Below are 21259 nucleotides of genomic sequence, written 5' to 3'. Positions count from 1 at the left end.
TGATTAGTGATTTTGACGGCTACTTTCGATTACATTTGAAAGTAGCCGTCCGTTTTAATACCTGCCAATATGCGAGGACACCGTTTCACCCAATACACGCCGCCCGAGCAAGGGGCGAATAGTAAGTTCGACCAGCTTTTTGATATTTTTCAACAGTTGCTGCTGATGACATCCGGTGACGTCTCGGAGGCGATGTCGTGGCTGAGCCAGCTCGATCGTCAATACAATCTCACCAATGACTCTTATGGAATCGGGGATTTCTTCGATGATTTAAAAAAGAAAGGTTATGTGACCGAGGAGAAGCAGGAGGGAGAAAGCAGGCTTGTTATGACGCCGAAAGCCGAGAAAAGCATTCGCAAAAGCGCATTGGACGAAATTTTCGGTAAACTGAAAAGATCAAAAACCGGTGGTAACCATCACACGCCTCACATGGGTGCAGGTGATGAGCTCACGAGCGATATTCGCGACTTTCAGTTTGGCGATACGCTTGATCAGATCTCGATGACCGAGTCGATCAAAAACGCGCAGGTCAATCACGGCATAGGCGATTTTATGCTGATGGAAAAAGACCTGGAAGTAGTCGAGCGCGAGCAAAAAACGACGACGGCGACCGTGGTAATGATCGATATCAGCCATTCGATGATACTTTATGGAGAGGACCGCATTACGCCGGCCAAGAAAGTAGCATTGGCATTGGCGGAGCTGATCCGCACCAAATACCCAAAGGACTCACTCGATATCATCGTTTTTGGCAATGATGCGTGGCAGATCCAGTTGAAAGATTTGCCTTATCTGGAAGTAGGGCCTTACCACACCAACACGGTGGCCGGTTTGGAGCTTGCCATGGACATTCTGCGCCGCAAAAAAACGCGTAACAAGCAGATCTTCATGATCACAGACGGTAAACCGACGTGCTTGAAAGAAGGGATACGTTATTATAAAAACAGTTTCGGCCTTGACCGCAAGATCATCAACAAGACGTTGACATTAGCCGCACAATGCCGCAGGCTGGATATCCCGGTGACGACATTCATGATCGCTACCGACCCTTATTTGAAACAATTTGTGCAGAATTTCACTCAGGTCAACAACGGCCGTGCTTATTACAGCAATTTGCAGGGGCTGGGAGGATTTGTACTTGAAGATTTTCAACGTAACAGAAGAAAGAACGTCAAGTAATGCTTGACGTTCTTTCAAACTGAACTACTTTTTACCTACTGAAATCATATTGGCAAACAACCGGTAAGCACCGGTAACGCCGGCCGGCAGCTCGCGGAAAAACGACAGCCCGGTGTAGATGTAATGTCCCTTGCCATATTGCGCATACAGCGTGCTGCCATCCTTCGCACTTTCGTCCTTGTCATTGGCGGAAAATAGCGCCTGGTAGTTTTTCTTATCCCAGTCCTGGGCGAAATACAGCCCGCGCTCCTGGATCCAGCCTTCAAAATCTTTTTGAGTAATCTTGTTTGGGTAGTTCAAAATCGGGTTCTCCGGTTGTAGAAAATGCATTTCCGCATCTTCTTCGGTGACTCTCTCACGGCCTAGTTCAATATTGAACGGGCCGATCTGCTTCACTTTCTGGCCACCTGGAATGGTGTATTGCACCACCATTGTACCGCCGTTTTTGACGTAATCCATCAGTTTTGCCTGATAATTGTTCAGGTATGCCTCCGTATTGTAAGCACGCACACCCACGACGATCGCGTCGTATACATTCAGGTCTTTGGCCAGGCCTGCTTCATTGAGCATGGTCACCTGGCAATCCATTTGCCGCAGGGCCATAGGGACATCGTCGCCGGCACCGGCAATGTAGCCGATGTTTTTAGCTGTGGTTTTTACATCGATCTTCGCCAGCTTGGCTGCCGATTCCGGGAAAAGCGTTTGGCTTGGAATGTGCTGGTAGGCAATGGTTTTGACCGCTTTGTCATAGGATTTGCCATCTACGACAGCCACGGCTTTGATGACCGCCTCCTGATTTCCGGCAGGTGGCGTAATGATAAATGAGAAATATTGCTGCTGGTATTTGTTGGCCAGATTGAACTCCGCCGATTCCGGAACAGACTTCCAGCCCGCGGGAATTTCGGGTTTCAAAGTGCCTTTTACATTGTTACGCTGCGCTTCTACGACGATATTCACCGTTTTCGCATCCATGGAAGGAAAAATAAAAACCGGCTCGGTTATATTTGTCGTCACAAGCGGCCGGATTTCGAACGGCCGGTAAATTTCTCCTTCCGCCGGATCGACGGATTTGTAAATCCAAGGTCTTTCAAATACAAACTCCTGCCCACCGATTTCGAACTTGTAGCTGGTTTTCGTCTCCGGGCGATTTTCAGGGTAACCAATATCCTGCTGGTTATCAATCTGGAAAATGCCGCGTTCAATTGGTTTTTCGAGCCAGTAGGGCTGGGTAGTTTTCAATGATGCGGGTAGCAATGCTTTTTTCGGGAACGCATTCATTTCATTTGCATTCAATGCGAGGTTCAAGACACTGTCGGCAGATTTGCCCGTCCAATGTAGCGAAACAAGCTTTACGGGATAATCCGAGCGTTTGACAATGCCTATGCTGATCCGCGCTTCGTCGCCTGCAACGCCCGAAAAATCGTTGGGATTGGTCTCAAACCACAGCCCGGCGCATTGCTGGATCAGATCCTTAATTTCTTCCTTTTTGGCTTTGATATAGATGTTAGCCGAATCCAGCTTGTTCAGTTCTGCATTGATTTTGAGCAAATCGGGAATGGATGCGGATGGCTTGTTTACCGAATAATTTTTAATGGCCGCTGCAATGAGTGCCTGAGCCTTTTCGCCGCCCTTCACCCGTTTCCAGCTCACATCGATGCCATCGAAAAGGTTCTTTTCAGCTGGTGTACCCACTTTATGTAGGAAAAAATCAATGCGATCGCCACGCTGCGGGGCGCTTCCGAAGCCCTGGCTACGGTGCTGGCTGCGGCTCGATGCTGCAATTTCGGTGTAGGACTTTCCGAGTACCGGATTATAGCCTCCGATTCCAATGGAAATGAATGGATTCTTCTCTTCGCTGGGTGCTTTGTTGGTGAAACCGGGTGTGAATGTGTTCCAGACGAGGCGTTTTGTTTGCCAGATTTTAACAAATTTGAGCTGGTCCGGATATGCTTTCGGATCGGCGGCGAGGGTAAAACCCTCTTCTGCCAGGTAAGCGGAAGTCTGATGATGGCCGTGGCCGGCACGCGGGTCGGGCGGGAAGCGGGTAATGATCACATCGGGCTGGAATTTGCGGATCATCCAGACCACATCACCCAGCACTTTATCGCGGTCCCAAAAGTGGAGCGTTTCGTCCCGCGTTTTGGAAAACCCAAAGTCATAAGCCCTTGAAAAGAACTGCTGGGCACCATCAATGCGGCGTGCAGCGAGTAGCTCCTGGGTGCGGATGACACCGATATTGTAACCTTGTTCGGCGCCGATCAGGTTCTGGCCGCCGTCGCCGCGGGTAAGCGAGAGGTAGCCGGTGCGCACGAGCTGGTCCTTGGATAAATAGGAGAGCATCAGCGTGTTTTCATCGTCGGGGTGGGCGGCAATGTAAAGTACCGAGCCCAAAACGTTGAGTTTTTTGATGTTCTGAAAGATTTCACTTGAAGAAAGGGCGGGAGTCTGTGCGAAAAGCCGGGAAGCGGCCAACAGCAGAACGAGCGTAAAAAAAATATGCATAAGGGGTTAAGGCGGTTGATTATGGGCTGGTTAGAGGGTCCAGGTCAGTACGTAATCCTCAAATGTATCAAATTGGATCGGTACGGTTTGCTGGCGATTGTTTGTTTGGAGGTTAACTTCAAAATGGCCGTTTTGGTTGCCTGAAAACGGCTTTATCGTAATATGTTTTTTCAAATCAATGGACGCGTCGCCCGCATATTTGAAAACCGATTCTTTTGCCGACCAGATCAGGTGCATTTGCACATTGTCTTTTAGGTCAGCCCATTGCATTTCATCTTCATTCAAAAAATAGAAAGAACCCTGTGAAATGGAAGGCTTCATCTGCTGAATATCAACTCCCACAGGCTTGCGCTCGCTCAGGTACACACATACATATTCGCCCGAATGCGACATTGAAATCTGCTGATCATGGCCCGAAAGATGGGGCTTGCGTTCGGCATCGTAGCCGATGAGCGCATTGTCTCCCACCATTTCTTTTAATAACACCCTGCAAGCCAGCCATTCCTGCCTTCGCTTTTCTTTGGGAATGGCTTGTAATTTCTCCATTTCGGAAGCAGGCAACGCTAGCATTCCGAGCAACTGCTGCCAGGGTTCGCTCATGCACCAAAGCCCCAATTGTGCTACCGGTGAAATGCTTTTTATAGAAACGATGCCCATTTATTGCTAATTTTGGTAACTGATCAGTCGCATTACCCACGCGGCTGTTTGCTGATTTTTATGTGGCCTAAAAACAAAGTACTGCGTTCGGCGCTCAAAGCTTTCCTGATTTTCTTGCTGGTCCTCGGTGTAATCCTTGGACTATTCCTATGGCGGATAAGGATTCCCGCCCCGGAGATTGAAAGTACTAAAACCGTTGAAAGTTACAAACGGATTAAGGTAGGGGAGAACCATTACGCAGTTGGTAATAACTGGTTGCGGAAGAACAAACACGGTATTTGGGAAATGTATCTGGAAGGCTCGCCCTACGAACGCGGGTTGGTTTACGGCATGCTGGCCAAAGAGCTGATGGAAAAGCAGGAGGTGCATTTTGTAGGGCAAATCAGGGAAATGATCCCGAGCGCTGGCGCTCTTCAAATGTTAAAGGGATTTGTAGGCTGGTTCAACCGCGATATTTACAAATACATTCCCGAGGAAAATCAGCAGGAAATTTACGGCGTTTCCCAATCTTTTTCGGATGAATTCGATTACATCGGCCCCAAATATTATCGCATTCTCAACTACCATGCCGCTCACGACATTGGGCATGCGCTGGTGGATCTGAATATGGTCGGCTGTACTTCGTTTGCCGTCAATCATGGACTAACCAAAGATTCTACGCTGCTTATCGCCCGCAATTTCGACTTTTACATGGGCGATGCATTCGCCGAGGACAAGCTCATCGTGTTCATGAATCCCGACAAAGGCTACAAATTTGCATCCTATGCGTGGGCGGGACTTACCGGCGTGGTATCGGGGATGAACGAAAAAGGCATTACCGTCACATTGAATGCCTCAAAATCGGATTTGCCATTCTCTGCCAAAGAGCCCATCTCGATTCTGGCGCGGGAAATCCTGCAATATGCCGGTACCATTGAGGAAGCGCGGAAAATCGCTGCAAAAAGCGAAACTTTCGTTTCCGAATCACTGCTGATCGGCTCGGCGGCGGACGATAAGGCTGTGATCATAGAAAAATCGCCGAAGAAAATGGACGTGTACGATTCGGGTAAAGATTACCTGGTTTGCGCCAACCATTACCAGAGCAATGCATTCGTGAAGGACTCGGTCAATATCGAAAATATCAAGGAAACCGATTCCAAGGCCCGTTTCGACCGTATGACCCAGCTCATGGGGCGTTCCTATCCGATGGGTGTGGATCAGGCGGCGGGTATATTGCGCGACCAGAAAGGGGTCGACGACAAGTTTATCGGTTACGGCAATTCAAAACTGCTCAACCAGCTCATCGCGCATCATGGTATTTTGTTTAAACCAGCCAAAAAAGAATTCTGGATTTCGGCTCCGCCTTATCAGTTGGGGGAGTTTGTAGGGTATGATCTGAGTAATGTTTTTACAACAAAAGGGCATTTTGATTCTTTCGATTCGCTCGATATTGATCCCGATCCATTTCTCAAATCTGCCGATTACAAAAAGTTTGAGGCATTTAAAGCAGTGAAACAGAAAATCACCAAATATATGATGCTCGATGCGCCGCTTTCGCTGACTACGCAGGAGGAGAAAGCATTTGTCGCCAACAACGCGGAAAGCTATCTTCCATATTTCTTTCTGGGGCAGTATCATCAGAAAAAAGGTGATTTCAACAAAGCGATCGGCTATTATGAGCAGGCCCTCAAACACGAGCTGCCTTCTCTGAATGAGGAAAAATCCATCCGCGGGAACATAGCCGAATGTAGAGGAAAGAAAATAGTGAACGTTGCAGATAACTAGCTTTTCCATACTAATATAATTGCCATGAGAGCCGAAACACAGCAACCCGCGTTGCAGCAGCTATTATTGCACGTTTCCAACTATTCCAATTACTATAAGCGGGTTTTTCGCGAGCATAACATCAACGTCGATGCAATCAAGTCCGTCTCCGACCTTGCGCGATTACCATTTACGACCAAAGACGATCTCGCCCGATACAACGACGATTTCCTATGTGTGCCCAAAAGCCGCATTACCGACTTTGTGACCACATCGGGCACTCTCAGTGACCCGGTGGCCTTTTACCTCACCGATGCTGACGTAGAAAGACTCGCGATAAATGAAGCACAGTCGTTTCAATGCGCTGGTGGCACAGAAAACGACATTTACCAGCTTATGACCACCATCGATCGCCGTTTTATGGCCGGTCTGGCCTATTGGATGGGTGCACGTAAAATGGGTGCGGGGATGATCCGGGTCGGCCCGGGAGCGCCGTATCTGCAATGGGAGTCGATCCAGCGGTTTTCGCCGACCGTTATTATCGCGATCCCATCATTTATCCCACGACTGATCGATTACGCCATTGTCAACGAGATCGACTACCGCTCGTCGAGTATCAAATCCATCATCTGTATTGGCGAGCCGATCCGTAACCCGGATTTTACGCTCAATGAATTAGGAAAGCGCATTACCGGGCAATGGGATGTCAAGCTTTACTCAACCTATGCTTCTACTGAAATGGGCGCTGCTTTCACTGAGTGCGGAGAAGGCAAAGGCGGCCATTTGAACCCCGATCTGCTGATCCTGGAAGTCGTCGATGACGAAGGTAATGCGGTAAAAGACGGCGAGCTGGGTGAGGTGGTGGTGACAACACTCGGTGTAGAGGGCGTGCCGCTGCTACGCTATAAAACAGGCGACCTTTGTCATGTATACTACGAGCCTTGCGTGTGCGGGCGGACGAGCCCGCGCCTGGGGCCGGTGGTGGGGCGCAAGCAGCAAATGATCAAATTCAAAGGCACGACCATATTTCCGCCGGCATTATTTGACGTGCTCGACGCTGTCAAAGAGATCGATTTGTACCAGGTTGTCGTATCTAAAAACGAGTTTGGAAATGATGAAATCACCGTGGTGCTGCCTATGCAGCTTCAGAGCTCGACCTTCAAGGAAAACATGCATTCACTGTTCAAATCCAGGCTTCGTGTTTCGCCTGTATTAACTTTCGTAACCGCTGAAGAACTAACTTTCCGCATCTACAAACAGGAGAAACGCAAACCTGAAAAATTGATCTATATTTGACGCCTCTGTTACCATTTAAAATAGAAACCATATCATGAAAAAGTTCATTTACGCGTCAGCAATGGCCATTACCTTCCTCGCCGCAGACGCATCCCTTGCTCAGCGGGTAGAGCTCCGTTCGGGCGATGTCAGCGTGTTGGCAGGTCAGAAAACCGTGAATGTGGAGTACGATTATTCCGAGTTCGGGGTAGGTAAATTTGCCACCGAGCAGGAGTACCTCGATAAGAAATCCGCCGAGTACAATGCCAAGGAAGCCGGTAAAGGCGATAGTTGGAAAAAAGCCTGGGTTGAGGACCGTAAGGCCCGTTACGAGCCCAAGTTCGAAGAGCTCTTTAACAAGGGTTTGGAAGATAAAGGCATCACAGCCGTGAAGGCCCGCCCGGATGCACAGTATACCCTGATCGTAAAGACTAAATTTATAGAACCGGGCTTCAACGTAGGCGTGATGCGCAAGAATGCTTATGTGGATTACGAAATCGATCTGGTAGAATCGGCCAATAAATCCAGTAAAATAGCTGAAATCGGAATGAGAAATGTTCCGGGCGGCCAGTTTGGAGGTTTTGACTTCGACACCGGCGTGCGGATCGCGGAGTCTTATGCTAAGGCCGGCAAATCCCTGGCGGCGTTTCTGGATAAAAAACTGAAATAAAATCAACCGTTCCCAATTACTTCCGTTATGAAAAAATTGTTACTCATTGCATTGGTGGTGTTTCAAGCCGCTGTTGCCTCCGCTGATAACACGATGGCCGACCTGTTTTCCGGTAAAAGCAAGCTGGTTTTCCTGGGTCTTGACTTTACGCAGGCCAAATACATTGGCAAAGCAGGCTTTACAGACGCTCAGGCAATTCAAAATCAGCACATTGTAAGCTGGAACAACCTGATCGAGCTAGAACCGAAGAAATTTTCTCTGCAAAAAGCATTTAACCTCAAAGACGACCAGTATAAGTCGAAGGTGGAAGACATGGTCAAGCTGAATAAGTCGGTGAATGTGGAAAAGAACCTGACCGAAGACGAATACAGCATGACCGAAGACCAGGTAAAAAAATCCGTTTCCAAATATTCGTTGAGTGAAAAGGACGGCATCGGTGTGGTGTACGTGGTGGAAAGCCTCAACAAAAATGCTGAAAAGCTGATCGTATGGGTTACATTCATCGACCTGGCAACTAAAAAGGTGATCCATACCGAGAAAGTGGAAGGCAAGGCAGGCGGTTTCGGATTCCGTAACTACTGGGCCGGAGGTGTTTACAAAATCAACCAGGAAATCGACAAAAGCCTTTACAAGAAGTGGAGCAAATTATTCAAAGGTTAATAAAGTAAATAGAATTGCTTATTTTTAAAGCTCAGATTGAATACCGATACCATATCATTCTTTTGTAAGCTGTGATCTGTTTGCCTGAGTTTGGTGAACGTTCACAGCTTACTGTTTAAAACCCGCTAATCCATTATCGTGCGCATAGCCAATTCGTTTTTTCTGCTGATCATATGCCTGCTCTTTAGCGGTTGCGGTAAGATGCTTTACCGTTCAGCGGCGAAGGCTTTCACAAAAGGTGCCAAGGAAGCGCCCTATGATGCGATCATCGTACCGGGGTTCCCTTATAATGGTGAGAAATGGGATATGGTGCTTCAGCTCCGTATCCATTGGGCCTATTATCTGTATTCCAAAGGGTATACCAAAAATATCATCTTCTCAGGCAGCGCAGTGGCCACTCCTTATATCGAAAGCCGGGTAATGGCCAACTACGCCGAAGCGTTAGGCGTGCCGCGCGAGCATTTGTTTACCGAAGAAAAAGCCCAGCACAGCACGGAGAACGTCTATTATTCCTATCGCCTTGCAAAAGACAAGGGCTTTTCAAAAATAGCCCTTTCTACCGATCCCATCCAGACGAGCTATATGCGCAAGTTCATCAAGAAATTTGAGCTGCCGATTGGCCTGTTGCCGACTGTGATCGATACAGTGAAGATTATCAACGTTTATGAACCCAAAGCCGACCATAGCGATGCGATGGTAAAAGAAGGTTTTGTGAAGTTATCGGATCAGGAAGGTTTTTTCAAACGTTTCCGCGGCACGATGGGCAAGTACATCGTTTGGCACGAAGAAGATTTAAAAAAAGCAAAATACAGAAGGAAATACAAGGATCGGATGATACCCTCTTCCCAGCAATCCAGGAACAATAAAAGCGTACAATGAAAAAGGAATTGTCGGCTATCGAAGCCAAGTATGAAGCACAAAAAATAGCGTTTGGCCCGATGTATTTTCAATCGGTGGTAGCGCTCAGAGACCTGGGCATTTTACAGTATATCAGCGAAAACCGTAAGGGCGTAAGCATTACCAACATCATCGAAAGTGTGAATGTTTCCGAATACGGTGTGACCTTGCTGCTTGAAGCGGCCGAAATCCTGGGCGTGGTGGAGATAGAAAATGAGGTTGTCAAGATCAGCAAGATCGGTTTCTTCCTTTTGAAGGACGAAATGACCCGCGTGAATATGAACTTCATGAAGGATGTTTGCTACCTGGGCGCCAGCCACATGACTGAAAGTATCGTCAACGGCAGGCCCGAAGGCCTCAAAGAGCTCGGTAAGTGGCCAACTATCTATGAGGGCCTTTCCATCCTGCCTGAGCCTGCCAAAACTGCGTGGTTTGAATTCGACCACTATTACTCCGACAATGCGTTTCCCGACGCACTGAAAATTGTGTTTGCTAAAAAGCCTAAAACGCTCTTCGATATCGGAGGAAATACCGGTAAATGGTCATTCGCATGCTGTGATTATGATCCGGAAGTGAGTATTAAAATACTCGATCTGCCGGTCCAGCTCAATGTAGCAAAGGCCAATGCAACCGAACGCGGCCTGCTCGACCGCATCGATTTTCATGCGATCGACCTTCTTGATACAACACAAAAAATCCCCCAAGGCGCCGATGTGATCTGGATGAGCCAGTTTCTGGATTGTTTTTCCAAAGAGCAAATCGTGGCAATCCTTGAAAATGCCTTTCAGGCGGCTTCTGAAAACACCACTTTGTACATTCTGGAACCATTTTTTGATAACCAGAATTATCCTGCTGCACATTATAGTCTGGTGGCTACATCTTTGTATTTTACAATCATGGCCAATGGCAACAGCAAAATGTACAGAATCGAGGTGATGAAAGAATTGGTTTGCCAGGCTGGGTTTGAAGTCGTTGAGACTTATCCGCTGATCGGCGACAGTTATCATACGATTCTGGAATGCAGGAAAAAGGCATAGTGCCACATCCTTTTTCATTCGGAATACGTAAATATTGATTGTTATGAAGTGGTTTATCACAGTTGGCATGGCCTATTTGCTTGTAACGGCGGTGGCTGCCAATGCGCAGGTTGACAAAGGCGCCTATTACAAGGCCCTGTCGAGCGGCGAGGAGGAATCCATCGACAAACTGCTCGCGACGCTCGAGAGCGAAAGGGCCACATCCAAGGTGAATGCTTATAAAGGGGCTCTAACGATGAAAAAGGCCGGCTATGTGAAAGGCGTAGGAGGGAAGGTGAAGACCTTCAAAAAGGGCGCACATTTGCTCGAAGAGGAGATCAAAAGCAATCCTGACAATACCGAGTTCCGTTTTTTGCGTCTTACGATACAGGAGCATGCACCGGGAATTTTGAAATATAATAAGGAAATCGATGCCGACAAAGAGGCGATCGTTTCTGGCTTCGCAAAGCTGGACGCTAATTTGAAAACCGTCATCACCGATTATGCGAAGGATTCGAAAGTGTTGAAGGAATCGGATCTTAAATAGGAATGCATTAACAGGATTTGCCGATCAATGAAAAACATCTTAGTCGTAAACTACTCTCAGTCAGGTCAGTTAAATGAAATTATCGATCAGTTCCTGATTCCATTCGAGCCTGAGACCGTAGAGCGACTGGTCATTTTTCCGGCAAAGCCCTTTGTCTTTCCCTGGACAAGCGATGAATTTTTCGACAAGATGCCCGAATGCGTGCAGGAAGACACGATCGAGTTGCAACCATTGCACTTTGGTGCCGAAAAATACGAGCTGATCGTGCTTGGTTATCAGCCGTGGTTTCTGTCGCCCTCACTGCCTATTACTTCGCTGCTTAAAAGTCCTGAGTTTAAACTAAGGGTTCGGGAGACGCCGGTAGTAACCGTGATCGGTGGCCGGAATATGTGGCTCAATTCGCAGGAAAGTATTAAAAAGCTGATCGCCGATGCCGGTGGCAAGCTGGTGGGCAATATCCCGCTGATGGACCGCGTTTCGAACCTGGTCAGCGCGGTAACAATCCTGCATTGGATGTTAACCGGCCGCAAAGACAAGAAATGGGGCATTTTCCCAAAGCCGGGCGTGAGCGATGACGACATTCGAAGCGCCTCCCGTTTTGGAGCAATTGTAAAAAAAGCTTATGATAACCAGCAGTACGGCGGTTTGCAAAAAGAAATTATGGCCACGGGCCTGATTACCATACCCACCGACATCCTGTTCATCGAAGGGCGGGCCAAGAAGCTTTTCAGGATCTGGGCTAACCTGATCAAGACGAAAGGCACCACGCCCGAGAAGCGGAAAAGGCTGGTTGGGTTTTTCAAATATTACCTGCTGGTGGCACTTTTTATGGTGGCACCGGTGCTCGTAACTGCATACAGGCTGCTGATCGCCCCGTTGGCGTCCAATGCGATTAAGAAGAAAAAAGAATACTTTTGTGGTGTAGAAACCAAATCATAATGTCAGAAGCATATATTACCAGGATTGCCAAGTTTTTACCGAATGAATCCGTTTCCAATGAGGAAATGGAAGAATATTTAGGATACATCAACGGAAAACCATCCAAGTCAAAAGCCATCGTTCTGCGCAATAACGGGATTAAAAACAGATATTACGCATTGCAGAAAGACGGCACTGTTACGCACACCAATGCGGAGATGGCTGGACTTGCAATCAAAAACCTGTTTAAAAATAACCCGGGCGAAATTGGTGAAATGGACCTGCTGAGCTGCGCGACTTCCAGCCCGGATCAACTGATGCCTTCCCACGGATCGATGGTGCATGGTCACCTGCCCGAAAGCGGGCCGATCGAAGTGGTATCACCCTCTGGTGTGTGCTGCGCGGGAATGCACGCATTCAAATATGCCTACATGTCGGTGAAGCTCGGGGAGAAGCAAAAAGCGGTTTCCTGCGCTTCCGAGCGGTTGTCGTCGGTTCTCCGGTCGGACCAGTTCGAAGACGAGATACAGCAGCTGGTCAAGTTGGAGAAAAATCCTTTCCTGGCATTTGAAAAAGATTTTTTGCGCTGGATGCTTTCCGATGGTGCAGGCGCGTTTCTGGTGGAATCGGCTCCAAATAAAGAAGGGATTTCCCTGAAAATAGACTGGATAGAAGGCTGCTCGTATGCCAACGAAGCGGAGGCATGCATGTATATGGGTGCCGATAAGCTGGAAAACGGTACATTGAAAAGCTATAAAGACTTCACCGCAGAAGAAATCCAGGAGCATTCTATTTTTAGTATCAAGCAGGATGTAAAGCTTTTAGGTGAAAAAATTGTTAAATTGGGTTTTGCCAAGCTCCGCGATATCATGGCTGCGAAGGGAATAACAATGGATGATGTGAGCTACTTTTTGCCCCATTTATCCAGCTATTTCTTCGAAAGCAAGATCGACGAATTCTTCAAAGAAAACGGCATGCCTGTCCCCAAGGAGAAGTGGTACACTAACCTTGTGACAAAAGGAAACGTAGGTGCGGCGTCCATTTACATGATGCTCGAAGAGGTATTCAACAGCGGGGCTTTGAAAAAAGGCGAAAAAATACTGCTCGCAGTGCCTGAAAGCTCGCGCTTTTCATACATGTTCTGCCTGCTGACTGTGTGCTGACCGGGCGTCAAGCCTGATGTGACACTAATTGTAAACCATCAAAAGCTGCCCTAACATGAAGAAGGAAGATCTTCCGCAGGACCCCGGCGCGCTCGACCAATTTACCCGGGAAGTGTGCTACGTCAAGAACGGCGACGGCAAATATGAAACCGCATTGAGCAAGGGTTGGGAGGTGAAAAAGCAGGCGCTCGACAGTGCCTGGGAGGAGGTCAACGAGCGGGTGGAAAATGCGAGAAAGGCAGTCGCAAACGGCGAAAAAAGCCCGGTGTACTATTTTATGGAACTACGGCTGATGGATTTGCCAGTCCTTTCGGGTTATACGGGTATCTTTCCTTTTTTTATCAAACGACATTTTAAGCCATCCGTATTTAAAAGTCTGAGTGAGAGAAAACTGGAAAAATATGCCAGGGCTTTCGACATTACTGTGAGCGAATTAAGGAATTTTAAAGGTTGATCCAGTGAATATTGACAGTCAAACGGATGAGTTCCGCCATGTACAAACCGCCCATTGCGAGAATGGGGTTACCACGGCATTGCTCCGCTACCACGGCCTTGATTTCATGACCGAGCCGCTGGCTTTCGGCATGGGTTCGGGTCTGTTTTACATACAAATACCCTTTTTAACGGTCAATAATGGCCCGGCGATCTCCTTCCGGACAATGCCTGGCGCCATTTTCAAACGGACCTGCAAGTCGCTGGGTGTGGAGGTAACCCGCAAGAGATTTTCAAGCCCGGCCGCTGCGGAAGCATTCCTGGATCAGAAAGTGAAGGAAGGCGTGCCGGTCGGCTGCCAGGTGGGGGTTTTTCACCTCACTTATTTTCCCAAAGAATACCGCTTCCATTTCAACGCGCATAACCTCATTGTTTTCGGCGAGCAAGAAGGGCGCTACCAGATTAGCGATCCGGTGATGGAGGATGTCACCTCGCTTTCCAGAGAGGACCTTTCCCGCGTGCGTTTCGCGCAAGGCCCACTGGCACCGAAGGGGCATATTTATTTTCCTGAAAAAATAAAACCCATCACCGATGAGATGATCCGTAAAGGGATAACAGCCGGCATCCGTCGCAATGTGCGCGATATGCTCAGCATTCCGGGCAATTTTGCGGGTGTGAATGGCATTCGCCACACCTCCAACCACGTTCGCAAATGGCGCGACAAGCTGGGTTTGCGTAGGGCAAGTCTGTATTTGGGCCAGATCGTGCGAATGCAGGAGGAAATTGGTACGGGAGGTGGCGGTTTTCGTTTCCTTTATGGGGCATTCCTGGAAGAGGCTGCGGCCTATTTGCAGGATGATCGGCTGGCCAATATTTCGGAAGATTTTACCAAAGCCGGCGACATGTGGCGTGCAAGCGCCATCAAAATGGCTGGTGTCTACAAAGGCCGCCTCACCGAACAGAAAGATTTTGAAGAGATCGCAGATATGATGCTGGACATTCGTCTGGTGGAGAAAGAAGCATTTCAGAAACTTTCCAGCCTGAAACTGGGTAAGTAAGCATTGATGGGTATGGCGGGTCAGGTGTGCATTGAGATCAGGGATGTTTACAAACGTTATAAATCTGCCCGGGAAGATAGCCTTTCGGCCGTCTCACTGGATATTATACAATCTGACGTATTCGGCTTGCTAGGCCCGAATGGCGCGGGTAAAACTACGCTGATTTCCATTCTTTGTGGCATAATCCCTGTTTCTTCCGGTAGCGTGCGCTTTTTGCACAATGGCATTTCCTATTCGGATCATGAAAGAAAAAGCCGGATCGGTTTTGTACCGCAGGAATATGCCTTCTACCAGGAGCTGACGCCACGCCAGAACCTGGATTACTTTGGGGCAATGTATAATCTTTCCAAAAACAGGCTGCGAGAACGCCGCGAGCATTTACTGGAAGTGCTGGGGCTTGCAAAAGCGGCCGATGAGAAGGTTGGCACGTTTTCCGGCGGGATGAAACGGCGCTTAAACCTGGCGATTGGCATTATCCACGAACCGGAGATCCTGTTTCTGGACGAGCCTACGGTGGGGGTGGATGTACAGAGCCGGAATGCCATTATCCGCTATTTACAACGAATCAACCAGTCGGGCACGACCATTATTTATACTTCGCACCACATGTCGGAGGCCGAAGAGTTTTGTAAAAATATCGCGCTGATCGATCATGGAAAGGTTATTGCAGCAGGGGGATTACAGGGGCTGAAAACTGCACATGGAGCAGGCGACCTGCAAACATTGTTCATCGACCTGACCGGCGAAGCGTACCGCGATTAAGCCTATGTTTAAATTATTTTCATCATTACGCAAAGAACTGCTCCTGCTTATCAACGATAAGGTGGGGCTGGCTTTGATGTTTCTGATGCCGTTGTTGCTGGTCTTTATCATTACCATTATCCAGGACAGCGCCTATAAAATGGTGAATGAAAACCAGATCCCACTGCTGGTCGTCAACCACGATCAGGGTAAGGAAGGGGAAAAACTGGTGGGTTTGCTCAAAGGATCGGGTCTTTTTAAAATAGATTCCCAAAATAGCATCCAGCAACAATCGCTGCGTTCGGAGCTATTATCGAGGGGAAAAATGATCGCATTGTTCATTCCCGCAACGTTTTCAGCCGGACTAGAAAGTAATGCAGAGGATGTGAGTAGCATTCTGATGGATGACCTCGGGCTCGAACACGATAAGACGGGCAGAGAAAAGGTATCGATGCCGAAATTATCTTTTTATAATGATCCGGTTTTGCAGGAAAATTATAGCTATTCGGTCATGAGTGTGATTCAGTCCTACATGAGTGTGATCGAAAATTCGCTGATGATCGACCGGATGTACGCCAATATGGACATTGCCGAGAGATCGGCAAAGCTGAAAGACAAACTGATCTCCAACCGCGTTGGCATCGATCAGATCGTGGCGCGGAACAATAACTCTACCGCCATTCCAAACTCGACGCAGCATAATGTGCCAGCCTGGACGATCTTCGCGATGTTTTTTATGGTTGTATCGCTGGGCAGCAATATTGTAAAAGAACGGGTTAACGGCAGTTTTCTTCGACTGAAAACGATGCCGACCACATTCATGGTGGTCATGTTAAGTAAAATGGCGATTTATGTGGTCGTTGCGGCATTGCAGGTGGCACTTACATTTTCGATGGGTGTATGGATTTTGCCCCAACTCGGCTTGCCTAAACTGAGCGTTCCCGACAACATCATCGCGACTATTGCCGTGATTTTCATCAGCAGTATGGCGGCTGTGAGTTACGCTTTAATGATCGGCGCATTTGCCAAAACCGAACAACAAGCCAACGGTTTCGGGGCGATATCGATTATTATTTTCGGAGCGATTGGGGGCATTTTGGTGCCTACGTTTGTGATGCCGGGGTTTATGCAATTTTTCAGCAACTTTTCCCCACTGCACTGGTGTCTGGAAGGGTTTTATGTGCTCTTTCTCAAAGGGGGAAGTTGGCAGGATTTGCGGGCTGTATTCGCATTTCTAGGCATTTTTATCGTGCTTTGTCAACTTGGCACTTATTTTAAGTTACGGTTAGAAAGAATTATTTAAGTTTGAAGAAGCACCCAACTTTATTTGAAAGAGATTAACAAATCAATATGGACATAGAAAGCTTGAAGCCCATTCTGAAAGGGCAAATTGTACAATATCTGAACTTGCTGGACATTAACCCTGAGGACATTAAGGATAATGAACCGCTTTTTGGCGGTGAGCTGGGGCTCGATTCCATCGATTCGCTCGAACTGGTGGTGCTCCTTGAAAGGGAATATGGTATTAAAATCAATAATCCGGCCGAGGGGCGCAAAATCCTGGTCGACGTCAACCACATGGCCGAGTACATTCTCGCCCATGTAAAAGCCGCTTAATTTTCCATGGGAAGGGTGTTGGTAACCGGAATGGGCATGGTTTCTGCCATTGGCAACAGTGTACAGGAGAATCATGAAAGCTTACGAGAAGGGCGTTCAGGGATCGGTAAGGTGGCCTATTTCGAATCGCTGTATGCATCACTCCTCCCGTTTGGCGAAGTCAAGCTAAGTAATGAAGAGCTGAAATCGGCGCAAGGCCTGCGGTCCGGAAATGGGTATACACGCACCTGTTTGCTTTCCGACAAGGCGTTTGCCGAAGCCGTGGCTGACGCGGGGCTTACGCAAGGGCAGCTCTCATCGTTTGACACCGCCCTTATTTCCGCCAGCACGGTAGGCGGCATGTGCCTCACCGACCAGCTGTATGAAGACGCCAACTGCAAATCGCGGGGTTCTGAATACCTTGATGCCTACGGTTGTTCGGCACACACATTGAAACTGATCAAGCGGTACCGCTTGAAGGGTTTTACCGACACCATTAATACGGCTTGCTCCTCGTCTGCCAATGCAATTATGCTTGGCGCGCGGCTAATCCGTTCAGGCAGAGTTAAGAGAGCGATCGTGGGAGGCGTGGATAGTCTGGCCAAATACACCGTTAATGGTTTCAATGCATTGAAAATATTGTCGGACTCACCTTGCAAGCCATTTGACGTCCATCGCGACGGCCTCAACCTTGGCGAAGGCGCTGCCTATCTCGTTTTGGAGGCCGAAGAAGTGGCAGCCGGAAAGAGAACATATGCCCAGGTGGCGGGTTTTGGCAATGCGAACGACGCGCATCACCCGTCGGCGATGTCCGATGAAGCCACCGGCGCGATCCGTTGCATGCGCGAGGCGATCGATGCTGCCGGCATTCATCCCTCACAGATCGGCTATGTGAATGCGCATGGAACCGGCACGCAGAACAACGATCAGGTTGAGTTTTTTGGAATGCGGGAGTTGTTTGCTCAAATGCCGCCTTACAGCTCGACTAAATCATTTACAGGACATACGCTCGGGGCAGCGGGTGCCGTTGAAGGTATTTACAGCATTCTGGGGTTGGTACATTCGGAATTGTTTCCGAGTTTAAATGTACATGAGCCGATTAGCGGAGCAGCTAATGCGCCGGTTTCGGAATGGAAAGACGGTTATCACTTGAATTACGTGTTGTCCAATTCTTTCGGGTTTGGCGGAAACTGTACTTCCCTTGTTTTCGCCAGTGTAAACTAACTTTCCTCCATTAGTTGGGCAAGAATCTCTTGTGCGGCTATCGGAATGACTGTTCCCGGGCCGAAAATGCCTTTTACACCGGCCTCGTACAGGAATTGGTAGTCCTGCTGCGGAATTACACCGCCTACAATCACCATCATGTCGCTTCGGCCCAATTTGTTTAGCTCCTGGATCAGTTCTGGAATAAGGGTTTTGTGCCCGGCAGCCAGGCTGGATGCGCCTATCACATGCACATCATTTTCGATCGCCTGCAATGCCACTTCCTTGGGTGTTTGGAAAAGCGGGGCGATGTCCACGTCAAAACCCAGATCGGCAAAACTGGTAGCAATTACTTTGGCGCCCCGGTCATGGCCGTCCTGGCCCATTTTGGCAACTATAATACGCGGCCGGCGACCCTCCATCCGGGCAAATGCATCCGACATCTGGCGCGCCTTCCGGAAGTTTTCATCGCCCATCGCTTCTGCCCGGTAAACGCCCGAGACCGACCGTATCGTCGATTGATAGCGTCCGAATTCGTTTTCCATAGCATCTGATATTTCCCCTAATGTAGCTCTTTTACGCGCAGCGTCCACGGCCAAGGCGAGCAGATTTGCGCTCAGATCGCGCCCTCCGGTTTTTTGGCAGGAGCCCTTGATGCGGTCGAGAGCCTCTTGCACGGCGGGCTCATTTCTTGACCTTCTTACCGCTTCAAGCCCGGCAATTTGCGCCTGCCTTACCGCCTCGTTATCTATTTGCAGGATTTCAAAAGACTGTTTTTCAGTGCTTTTGTATCTATTTACACCAACAATCACCTCCTTTTGTGCATCGATCCGCGCTTGCTTTCGGGCGGAGGCCTCTTCAATGCGCATTTTCGGCAGGCCGGTTTCGATGGCCTTTGTCATGCCGCCGAGTGCTTCCACTTCCTGGATAAGCGTCCAAGCTTTTTCAACCAGCTCTTTGGTCAGATATTCGACATAATAGGAACCACCCCACGGATCGACCGCTTTGCACAGATCGGTTTCCTGCTGGATAAACAGCTGCGTATCGCGCGCGATGCGCGCGGAAAAATCGGTGGGCAATGCAATGGCCTCGTCGAACGAATTGGTATGCAGCGACTGCGTATGTCCCATTACTGCCGCCATAGCCTCGATCGTTGTTCGGGTAATGTTGTTAAACGGCTCCTGCTCGGTGAGGCTGTAACCACTGGTCTGGCAATGGGTGCGGAGCATGAGCGATTTCTCGTTTTTGGGATTGAATTGCTTGACGATTTTCGCCCAAAGCAGTCTTCCTGCCCGCATCTTGGCAATTTCCATGAAATGGTTCATCCCGATTCCCCAGAAAAAGGAAAGCCGCGGCGCAAAATCGTCAATCGGTATACCGGCGGCGAGCCCCGTGCGGATATATTCCAGGCCGTCGGCGAGCGTGTATGCGAGCTCCACGTGCGCGGGCGCACCCGCTTCGTGCATATGATAGCCGCTGATGCTGATCGAGTTGAAGCGTGGCATATGTCGGGATGCATAAGCGAAAATATCGCCAACAATGCGCATGGACTGCGCCGGCGGGTAAATGTAGGTGTTGCGTACCATGAATTCTTTCAGAATATCATTCTGAATGGTTCCGCTAAGTTCTTCCGGCTTGACGCCTTGTTCCTCGGCGGCCACGATGAAGAAGGCCATGACCGGTATCACAGCACCGTTCATGGTCATCGAAACAGACATTTGATCTAGCGGGATCTGATCGAAAAGCATTTTCATGTCTTCCACCGAATCAATAGCCACACCGGCTTTCCCCACATCGCCTTTTACCCGAGGGTGGTCGGAATCATAGCCACGGTGCGTGGCAAGGTCGAATGCCACCGAAAGCCCTTTTTGTCCTGCCGCCAGATTTCTGCGGTAAAAAGCGTTCGATTCGGAGGCAGTCGAAAAGCCAGCATATTGCCGGATCGTCCACGGGCGTTCTAGGTACATGCTCGCATACGGGCCGCGCAGAAATGGCGGAGTGCCGGCACCGAACGCCAGATGCTGGGCGCCGGTAATGTCATTGTTTGTGAAGGCAGGTTTGATGAAGATGCCTTCGGAGGTTTGAAAGGCGTCGGTTTGGGATTTGTTCTGGATGCTGGCGGCAACAATGTCGGGTATGTTTTTAAAAGCATCGTTACCCGTCTTTTGCAAAAAATCTCCCCAGGCAGATGCGCACAATTTGCAAGTCATATCTTCCAAAGCATACGAGCCAGCAGCCGGATCGGCCACCTTTGCAAAAAAACTCTCGTGTTCGAGGATATAAGAAACATGCGTGGCCAGCCTTTGCGCCAATGCATTGCCGGCATCGTCACTAAATGGCAGGACAGTCAATGCGTCGCATCCTCCGATTACCGCGCTCATCGCCTCAGCGGCGGACCTTACCAGATTGGTATAGTCTGTATTGTTTTCCGAATAATGAAGCGACGTTTGGGCATGTATGAAGGGTGTGGCCAGGCGGTCAGATATTTCGAACGCAATGGATATTTTTTGCAGCAAGTAACGCAAAGCCCTCAGCTTGGCAATTTCGGTGAGATAATGCGGGCCGATCGGGACGGAAAAGGCGATCTGTTCGAATGCTTGCAGTGGCGAAATTCCTTCGCTGGCCAGCTCTTTTAATCTATCAGTGAGAAACAAAAGCGCGCATGTAAGCTGCATGACCGGATCGCCGGTCGGTAGCTCGATCGTCAGTGATCGCAATCCATTGACAGGCTGTTCATTGGCATTCAGCCAGCCGGGTGTTTGCTTTTGCGCCAGCTGGATTTGCCTGGCCATTTCCCAATCTATTTCATCTGCGGTAACATACGGCTTGAAATGCAACCCCGGAACTATTTCCCAGGATTCCAGCAGTTGGGTACGCCCTTTCATTTCCCTTGTCGCGAGCTGTTGCCAGGTATTCTTGTCGGTGGGAAGGAATTCCGAAAACAGGTCTGTTGACATAGGCTATTGGATTAATGACGGATTTAAGGGCATGCGCTGTTAGCA

General features: G+C 48.9%; 19 protein-coding genes. 16 read left to right on the top strand and 3 right to left on the bottom strand.

From position 1 onward, the window contains the following. Window positions 1-69 precede the first annotated feature (69 nt). Entirely contained in the window at window positions 70-1179 is a 1110-nt protein-coding gene (locus LZD49_RS10265) for a VWA domain-containing protein (protein WP_234667264.1), read from the top strand. 24 nt (window positions 1180-1203) lie between these two features. Here LZD49_RS10265 and LZD49_RS10260 read toward each other — a convergent pair whose 3' ends face one another. Next, a complete protein-coding gene (locus tag LZD49_RS10260; RefSeq protein WP_234667263.1) occupies window positions 1204-3681 on the bottom strand; it encodes a PIG-L family deacetylase in 2478 nt (825 codons plus the stop codon). Between the two features lie 30 nt (window positions 3682-3711). Beyond that, entirely contained in the window at window positions 3712-4338 is a 627-nt protein-coding gene (locus tag LZD49_RS10255; protein ID WP_234667262.1) for a 4'-phosphopantetheinyl transferase superfamily protein, read from the bottom strand. A gap of 60 nt (window positions 4339-4398) precedes the next feature. Here LZD49_RS10255 and LZD49_RS10250 point away from each other — a divergent pair, with 60 nt between their 5' ends. The 15 genes from LZD49_RS10250 (at window position 4399) to LZD49_RS10180 (ending at window position 18278) form a co-directional block, all read left to right on the top strand. Beyond that, window positions 4399-6102 (top strand): C45 family autoproteolytic acyltransferase/hydolase, encoded by a 1704-nt coding sequence (locus tag LZD49_RS10250; RefSeq protein ID WP_234667261.1) that lies wholly within the window; start codon window positions 4399-4401, stop codon window positions 6100-6102. Between the two features lie 24 nt (window positions 6103-6126). Continuing rightward, a complete protein-coding gene (locus LZD49_RS10245; protein ID WP_234667260.1) occupies window positions 6127-7377 on the top strand; it encodes a phenylacetate--CoA ligase family protein in 1251 nt (416 codons plus the stop codon). A gap of 34 nt (window positions 7378-7411) precedes the next feature. Next, the gene (locus tag LZD49_RS10240; RefSeq protein ID WP_234667259.1) at window positions 7412-8026 is read left to right on the top strand and encodes a hypothetical protein; all 615 of its coding nucleotides are present in this window, start codon (window positions 7412-7414) and stop codon (window positions 8024-8026) included. 27 nt (window positions 8027-8053) lie between these two features. Next, complete coding sequence (locus LZD49_RS10235) at window positions 8054-8686, top strand: hypothetical protein (protein ID WP_234667258.1); 633 nt, start codon at window positions 8054-8056, stop codon at window positions 8684-8686. A 138-nt stretch (window positions 8687-8824) separates the two neighbouring features. Next, window positions 8825-9565 (top strand): YdcF family protein, encoded by a 741-nt coding sequence (locus tag LZD49_RS10230; RefSeq protein ID WP_234667257.1) that lies wholly within the window; start codon window positions 8825-8827, stop codon window positions 9563-9565. Next, window positions 9562-10620 (top strand): methyltransferase, encoded by a 1059-nt coding sequence (locus LZD49_RS10225; protein WP_234667256.1) that lies wholly within the window; start codon window positions 9562-9564, stop codon window positions 10618-10620. The genes LZD49_RS10230 and LZD49_RS10225 overlap by 4 nt, the downstream gene beginning before the upstream one ends. 43 nt (window positions 10621-10663) lie before the next feature. Then, window positions 10664-11146 (top strand): hypothetical protein, encoded by a 483-nt coding sequence (locus LZD49_RS10220; RefSeq protein WP_234667255.1) that lies wholly within the window; start codon window positions 10664-10666, stop codon window positions 11144-11146. Window positions 11147-11173: 27 nt separating this feature from the next. Next, the gene (locus LZD49_RS10215) at window positions 11174-12085 is read left to right on the top strand and encodes a hypothetical protein (RefSeq protein WP_234667254.1); all 912 of its coding nucleotides are present in this window, start codon (window positions 11174-11176) and stop codon (window positions 12083-12085) included. After that, on the top strand, window positions 12085-13227 hold the full coding sequence (locus LZD49_RS10210) for a beta-ketoacyl-ACP synthase III (RefSeq protein WP_234667253.1): 1143 nt from the start codon (window positions 12085-12087) through the stop codon (window positions 13225-13227). The genes LZD49_RS10215 and LZD49_RS10210 overlap by 1 nt, the downstream gene beginning before the upstream one ends. A gap of 55 nt (window positions 13228-13282) precedes the next feature. Further along, complete coding sequence (locus LZD49_RS10205) at window positions 13283-13681, top strand: hypothetical protein (protein WP_234667252.1); 399 nt, start codon at window positions 13283-13285, stop codon at window positions 13679-13681. A gap of 4 nt (window positions 13682-13685) precedes the next feature. Then, window positions 13686-14717, top strand: coding sequence for a BtrH N-terminal domain-containing protein (locus LZD49_RS35815; RefSeq protein ID WP_234667251.1), 1032 nt, complete (start codon window positions 13686-13688; stop codon window positions 14715-14717). 12 nt (window positions 14718-14729) lie between these two features. Then, window positions 14730-15479, top strand: a complete 750-nt coding sequence (locus LZD49_RS10195; RefSeq protein ID WP_234667250.1) for an ABC transporter ATP-binding protein — start codon at window positions 14730-14732, stop codon at window positions 15477-15479. 4 nt (window positions 15480-15483) lie between these two features. Continuing rightward, a complete protein-coding gene (locus LZD49_RS10190) occupies window positions 15484-16761 on the top strand; it encodes an ABC transporter permease (RefSeq protein WP_234667249.1) in 1278 nt (425 codons plus the stop codon). 47 nt (window positions 16762-16808) lie between these two features. Beyond that, window positions 16809-17075, top strand: a complete 267-nt coding sequence (locus LZD49_RS10185; RefSeq protein WP_234667248.1) for a phosphopantetheine-binding protein — start codon at window positions 16809-16811, stop codon at window positions 17073-17075. Window positions 17076-17081: 6 nt separating this feature from the next. Beyond that, window positions 17082-18278, top strand: a complete 1197-nt coding sequence (locus LZD49_RS10180) for a beta-ketoacyl-[acyl-carrier-protein] synthase family protein (RefSeq protein WP_234667247.1) — start codon at window positions 17082-17084, stop codon at window positions 18276-18278. On the opposite strand, the gene scpA is transcribed toward LZD49_RS10180, so the two are convergent. Further along, complete coding sequence (scpA, locus tag LZD49_RS10175) at window positions 18275-21214, bottom strand: methylmalonyl-CoA mutase (RefSeq protein ID WP_409021312.1); 2940 nt, start codon at window positions 21212-21214, stop codon at window positions 18275-18277. The genes LZD49_RS10180 and scpA overlap by 4 nt on opposite strands. Window positions 21215-21259: the final 45 nt, after the last annotated feature.

Origin of the sequence: Dyadobacter sp. CY261, assembly GCF_021440085.1 — a bacterium.
Taxonomy (GTDB): Bacteria; Bacteroidota; Bacteroidia; order Cytophagales; family Spirosomataceae; genus Dyadobacter.
Note: the sequence above shows the minus strand (reverse complement) of the source record. Positions and strands in the feature narration are given on the sequence as shown.

Coding starts and splice junctions, on each gene's coding strand:
- LZD49_RS10265 (WP_234667264.1), top strand. CDS start 70: ATGCGAGGACACCGTTTCACCCAATACACGCCGCCCGAGCAAGGGGCG.
- LZD49_RS10260 (WP_234667263.1), bottom strand. CDS start 3,681: ATGCATATTTTTTTTACGCTCGTTCTGCTGTTGGCCGCTTCCCGGCTT.
- LZD49_RS10255 (WP_234667262.1), bottom strand. CDS start 4,338: ATGGGCATCGTTTCTATAAAAAGCATTTCACCGGTAGCACAATTGGGG.
- LZD49_RS10250 (WP_234667261.1), top strand. CDS start 4,399: ATGTGGCCTAAAAACAAAGTACTGCGTTCGGCGCTCAAAGCTTTCCTG.
- LZD49_RS10245 (WP_234667260.1), top strand. CDS start 6,127: ATGAGAGCCGAAACACAGCAACCCGCGTTGCAGCAGCTATTATTGCAC.
- LZD49_RS10240 (WP_234667259.1), top strand. CDS start 7,412: ATGAAAAAGTTCATTTACGCGTCAGCAATGGCCATTACCTTCCTCGCC.
- LZD49_RS10235 (WP_234667258.1), top strand. CDS start 8,054: ATGAAAAAATTGTTACTCATTGCATTGGTGGTGTTTCAAGCCGCTGTT.
- LZD49_RS10225 (WP_234667256.1), top strand. CDS start 9,562: ATGAAAAAGGAATTGTCGGCTATCGAAGCCAAGTATGAAGCACAAAAA.
- LZD49_RS10220 (WP_234667255.1), top strand. CDS start 10,664: ATGAAGTGGTTTATCACAGTTGGCATGGCCTATTTGCTTGTAACGGCG.
- LZD49_RS10215 (WP_234667254.1), top strand. CDS start 11,174: ATGAAAAACATCTTAGTCGTAAACTACTCTCAGTCAGGTCAGTTAAAT.
- LZD49_RS10210 (WP_234667253.1), top strand. CDS start 12,085: ATGTCAGAAGCATATATTACCAGGATTGCCAAGTTTTTACCGAATGAA.
- LZD49_RS10205 (WP_234667252.1), top strand. CDS start 13,283: ATGAAGAAGGAAGATCTTCCGCAGGACCCCGGCGCGCTCGACCAATTT.
- LZD49_RS10195 (WP_234667250.1), top strand. CDS start 14,730: ATGGCGGGTCAGGTGTGCATTGAGATCAGGGATGTTTACAAACGTTAT.
- LZD49_RS10190 (WP_234667249.1), top strand. CDS start 15,484: ATGTTTAAATTATTTTCATCATTACGCAAAGAACTGCTCCTGCTTATC.
- LZD49_RS10185 (WP_234667248.1), top strand. CDS start 16,809: ATGGACATAGAAAGCTTGAAGCCCATTCTGAAAGGGCAAATTGTACAA.
- LZD49_RS10180 (WP_234667247.1), top strand. CDS start 17,082: ATGGGAAGGGTGTTGGTAACCGGAATGGGCATGGTTTCTGCCATTGGC.
- scpA (WP_409021312.1), bottom strand. CDS start 21,214: ATGTCAACAGACCTGTTTTCGGAATTCCTTCCCACCGACAAGAATACC.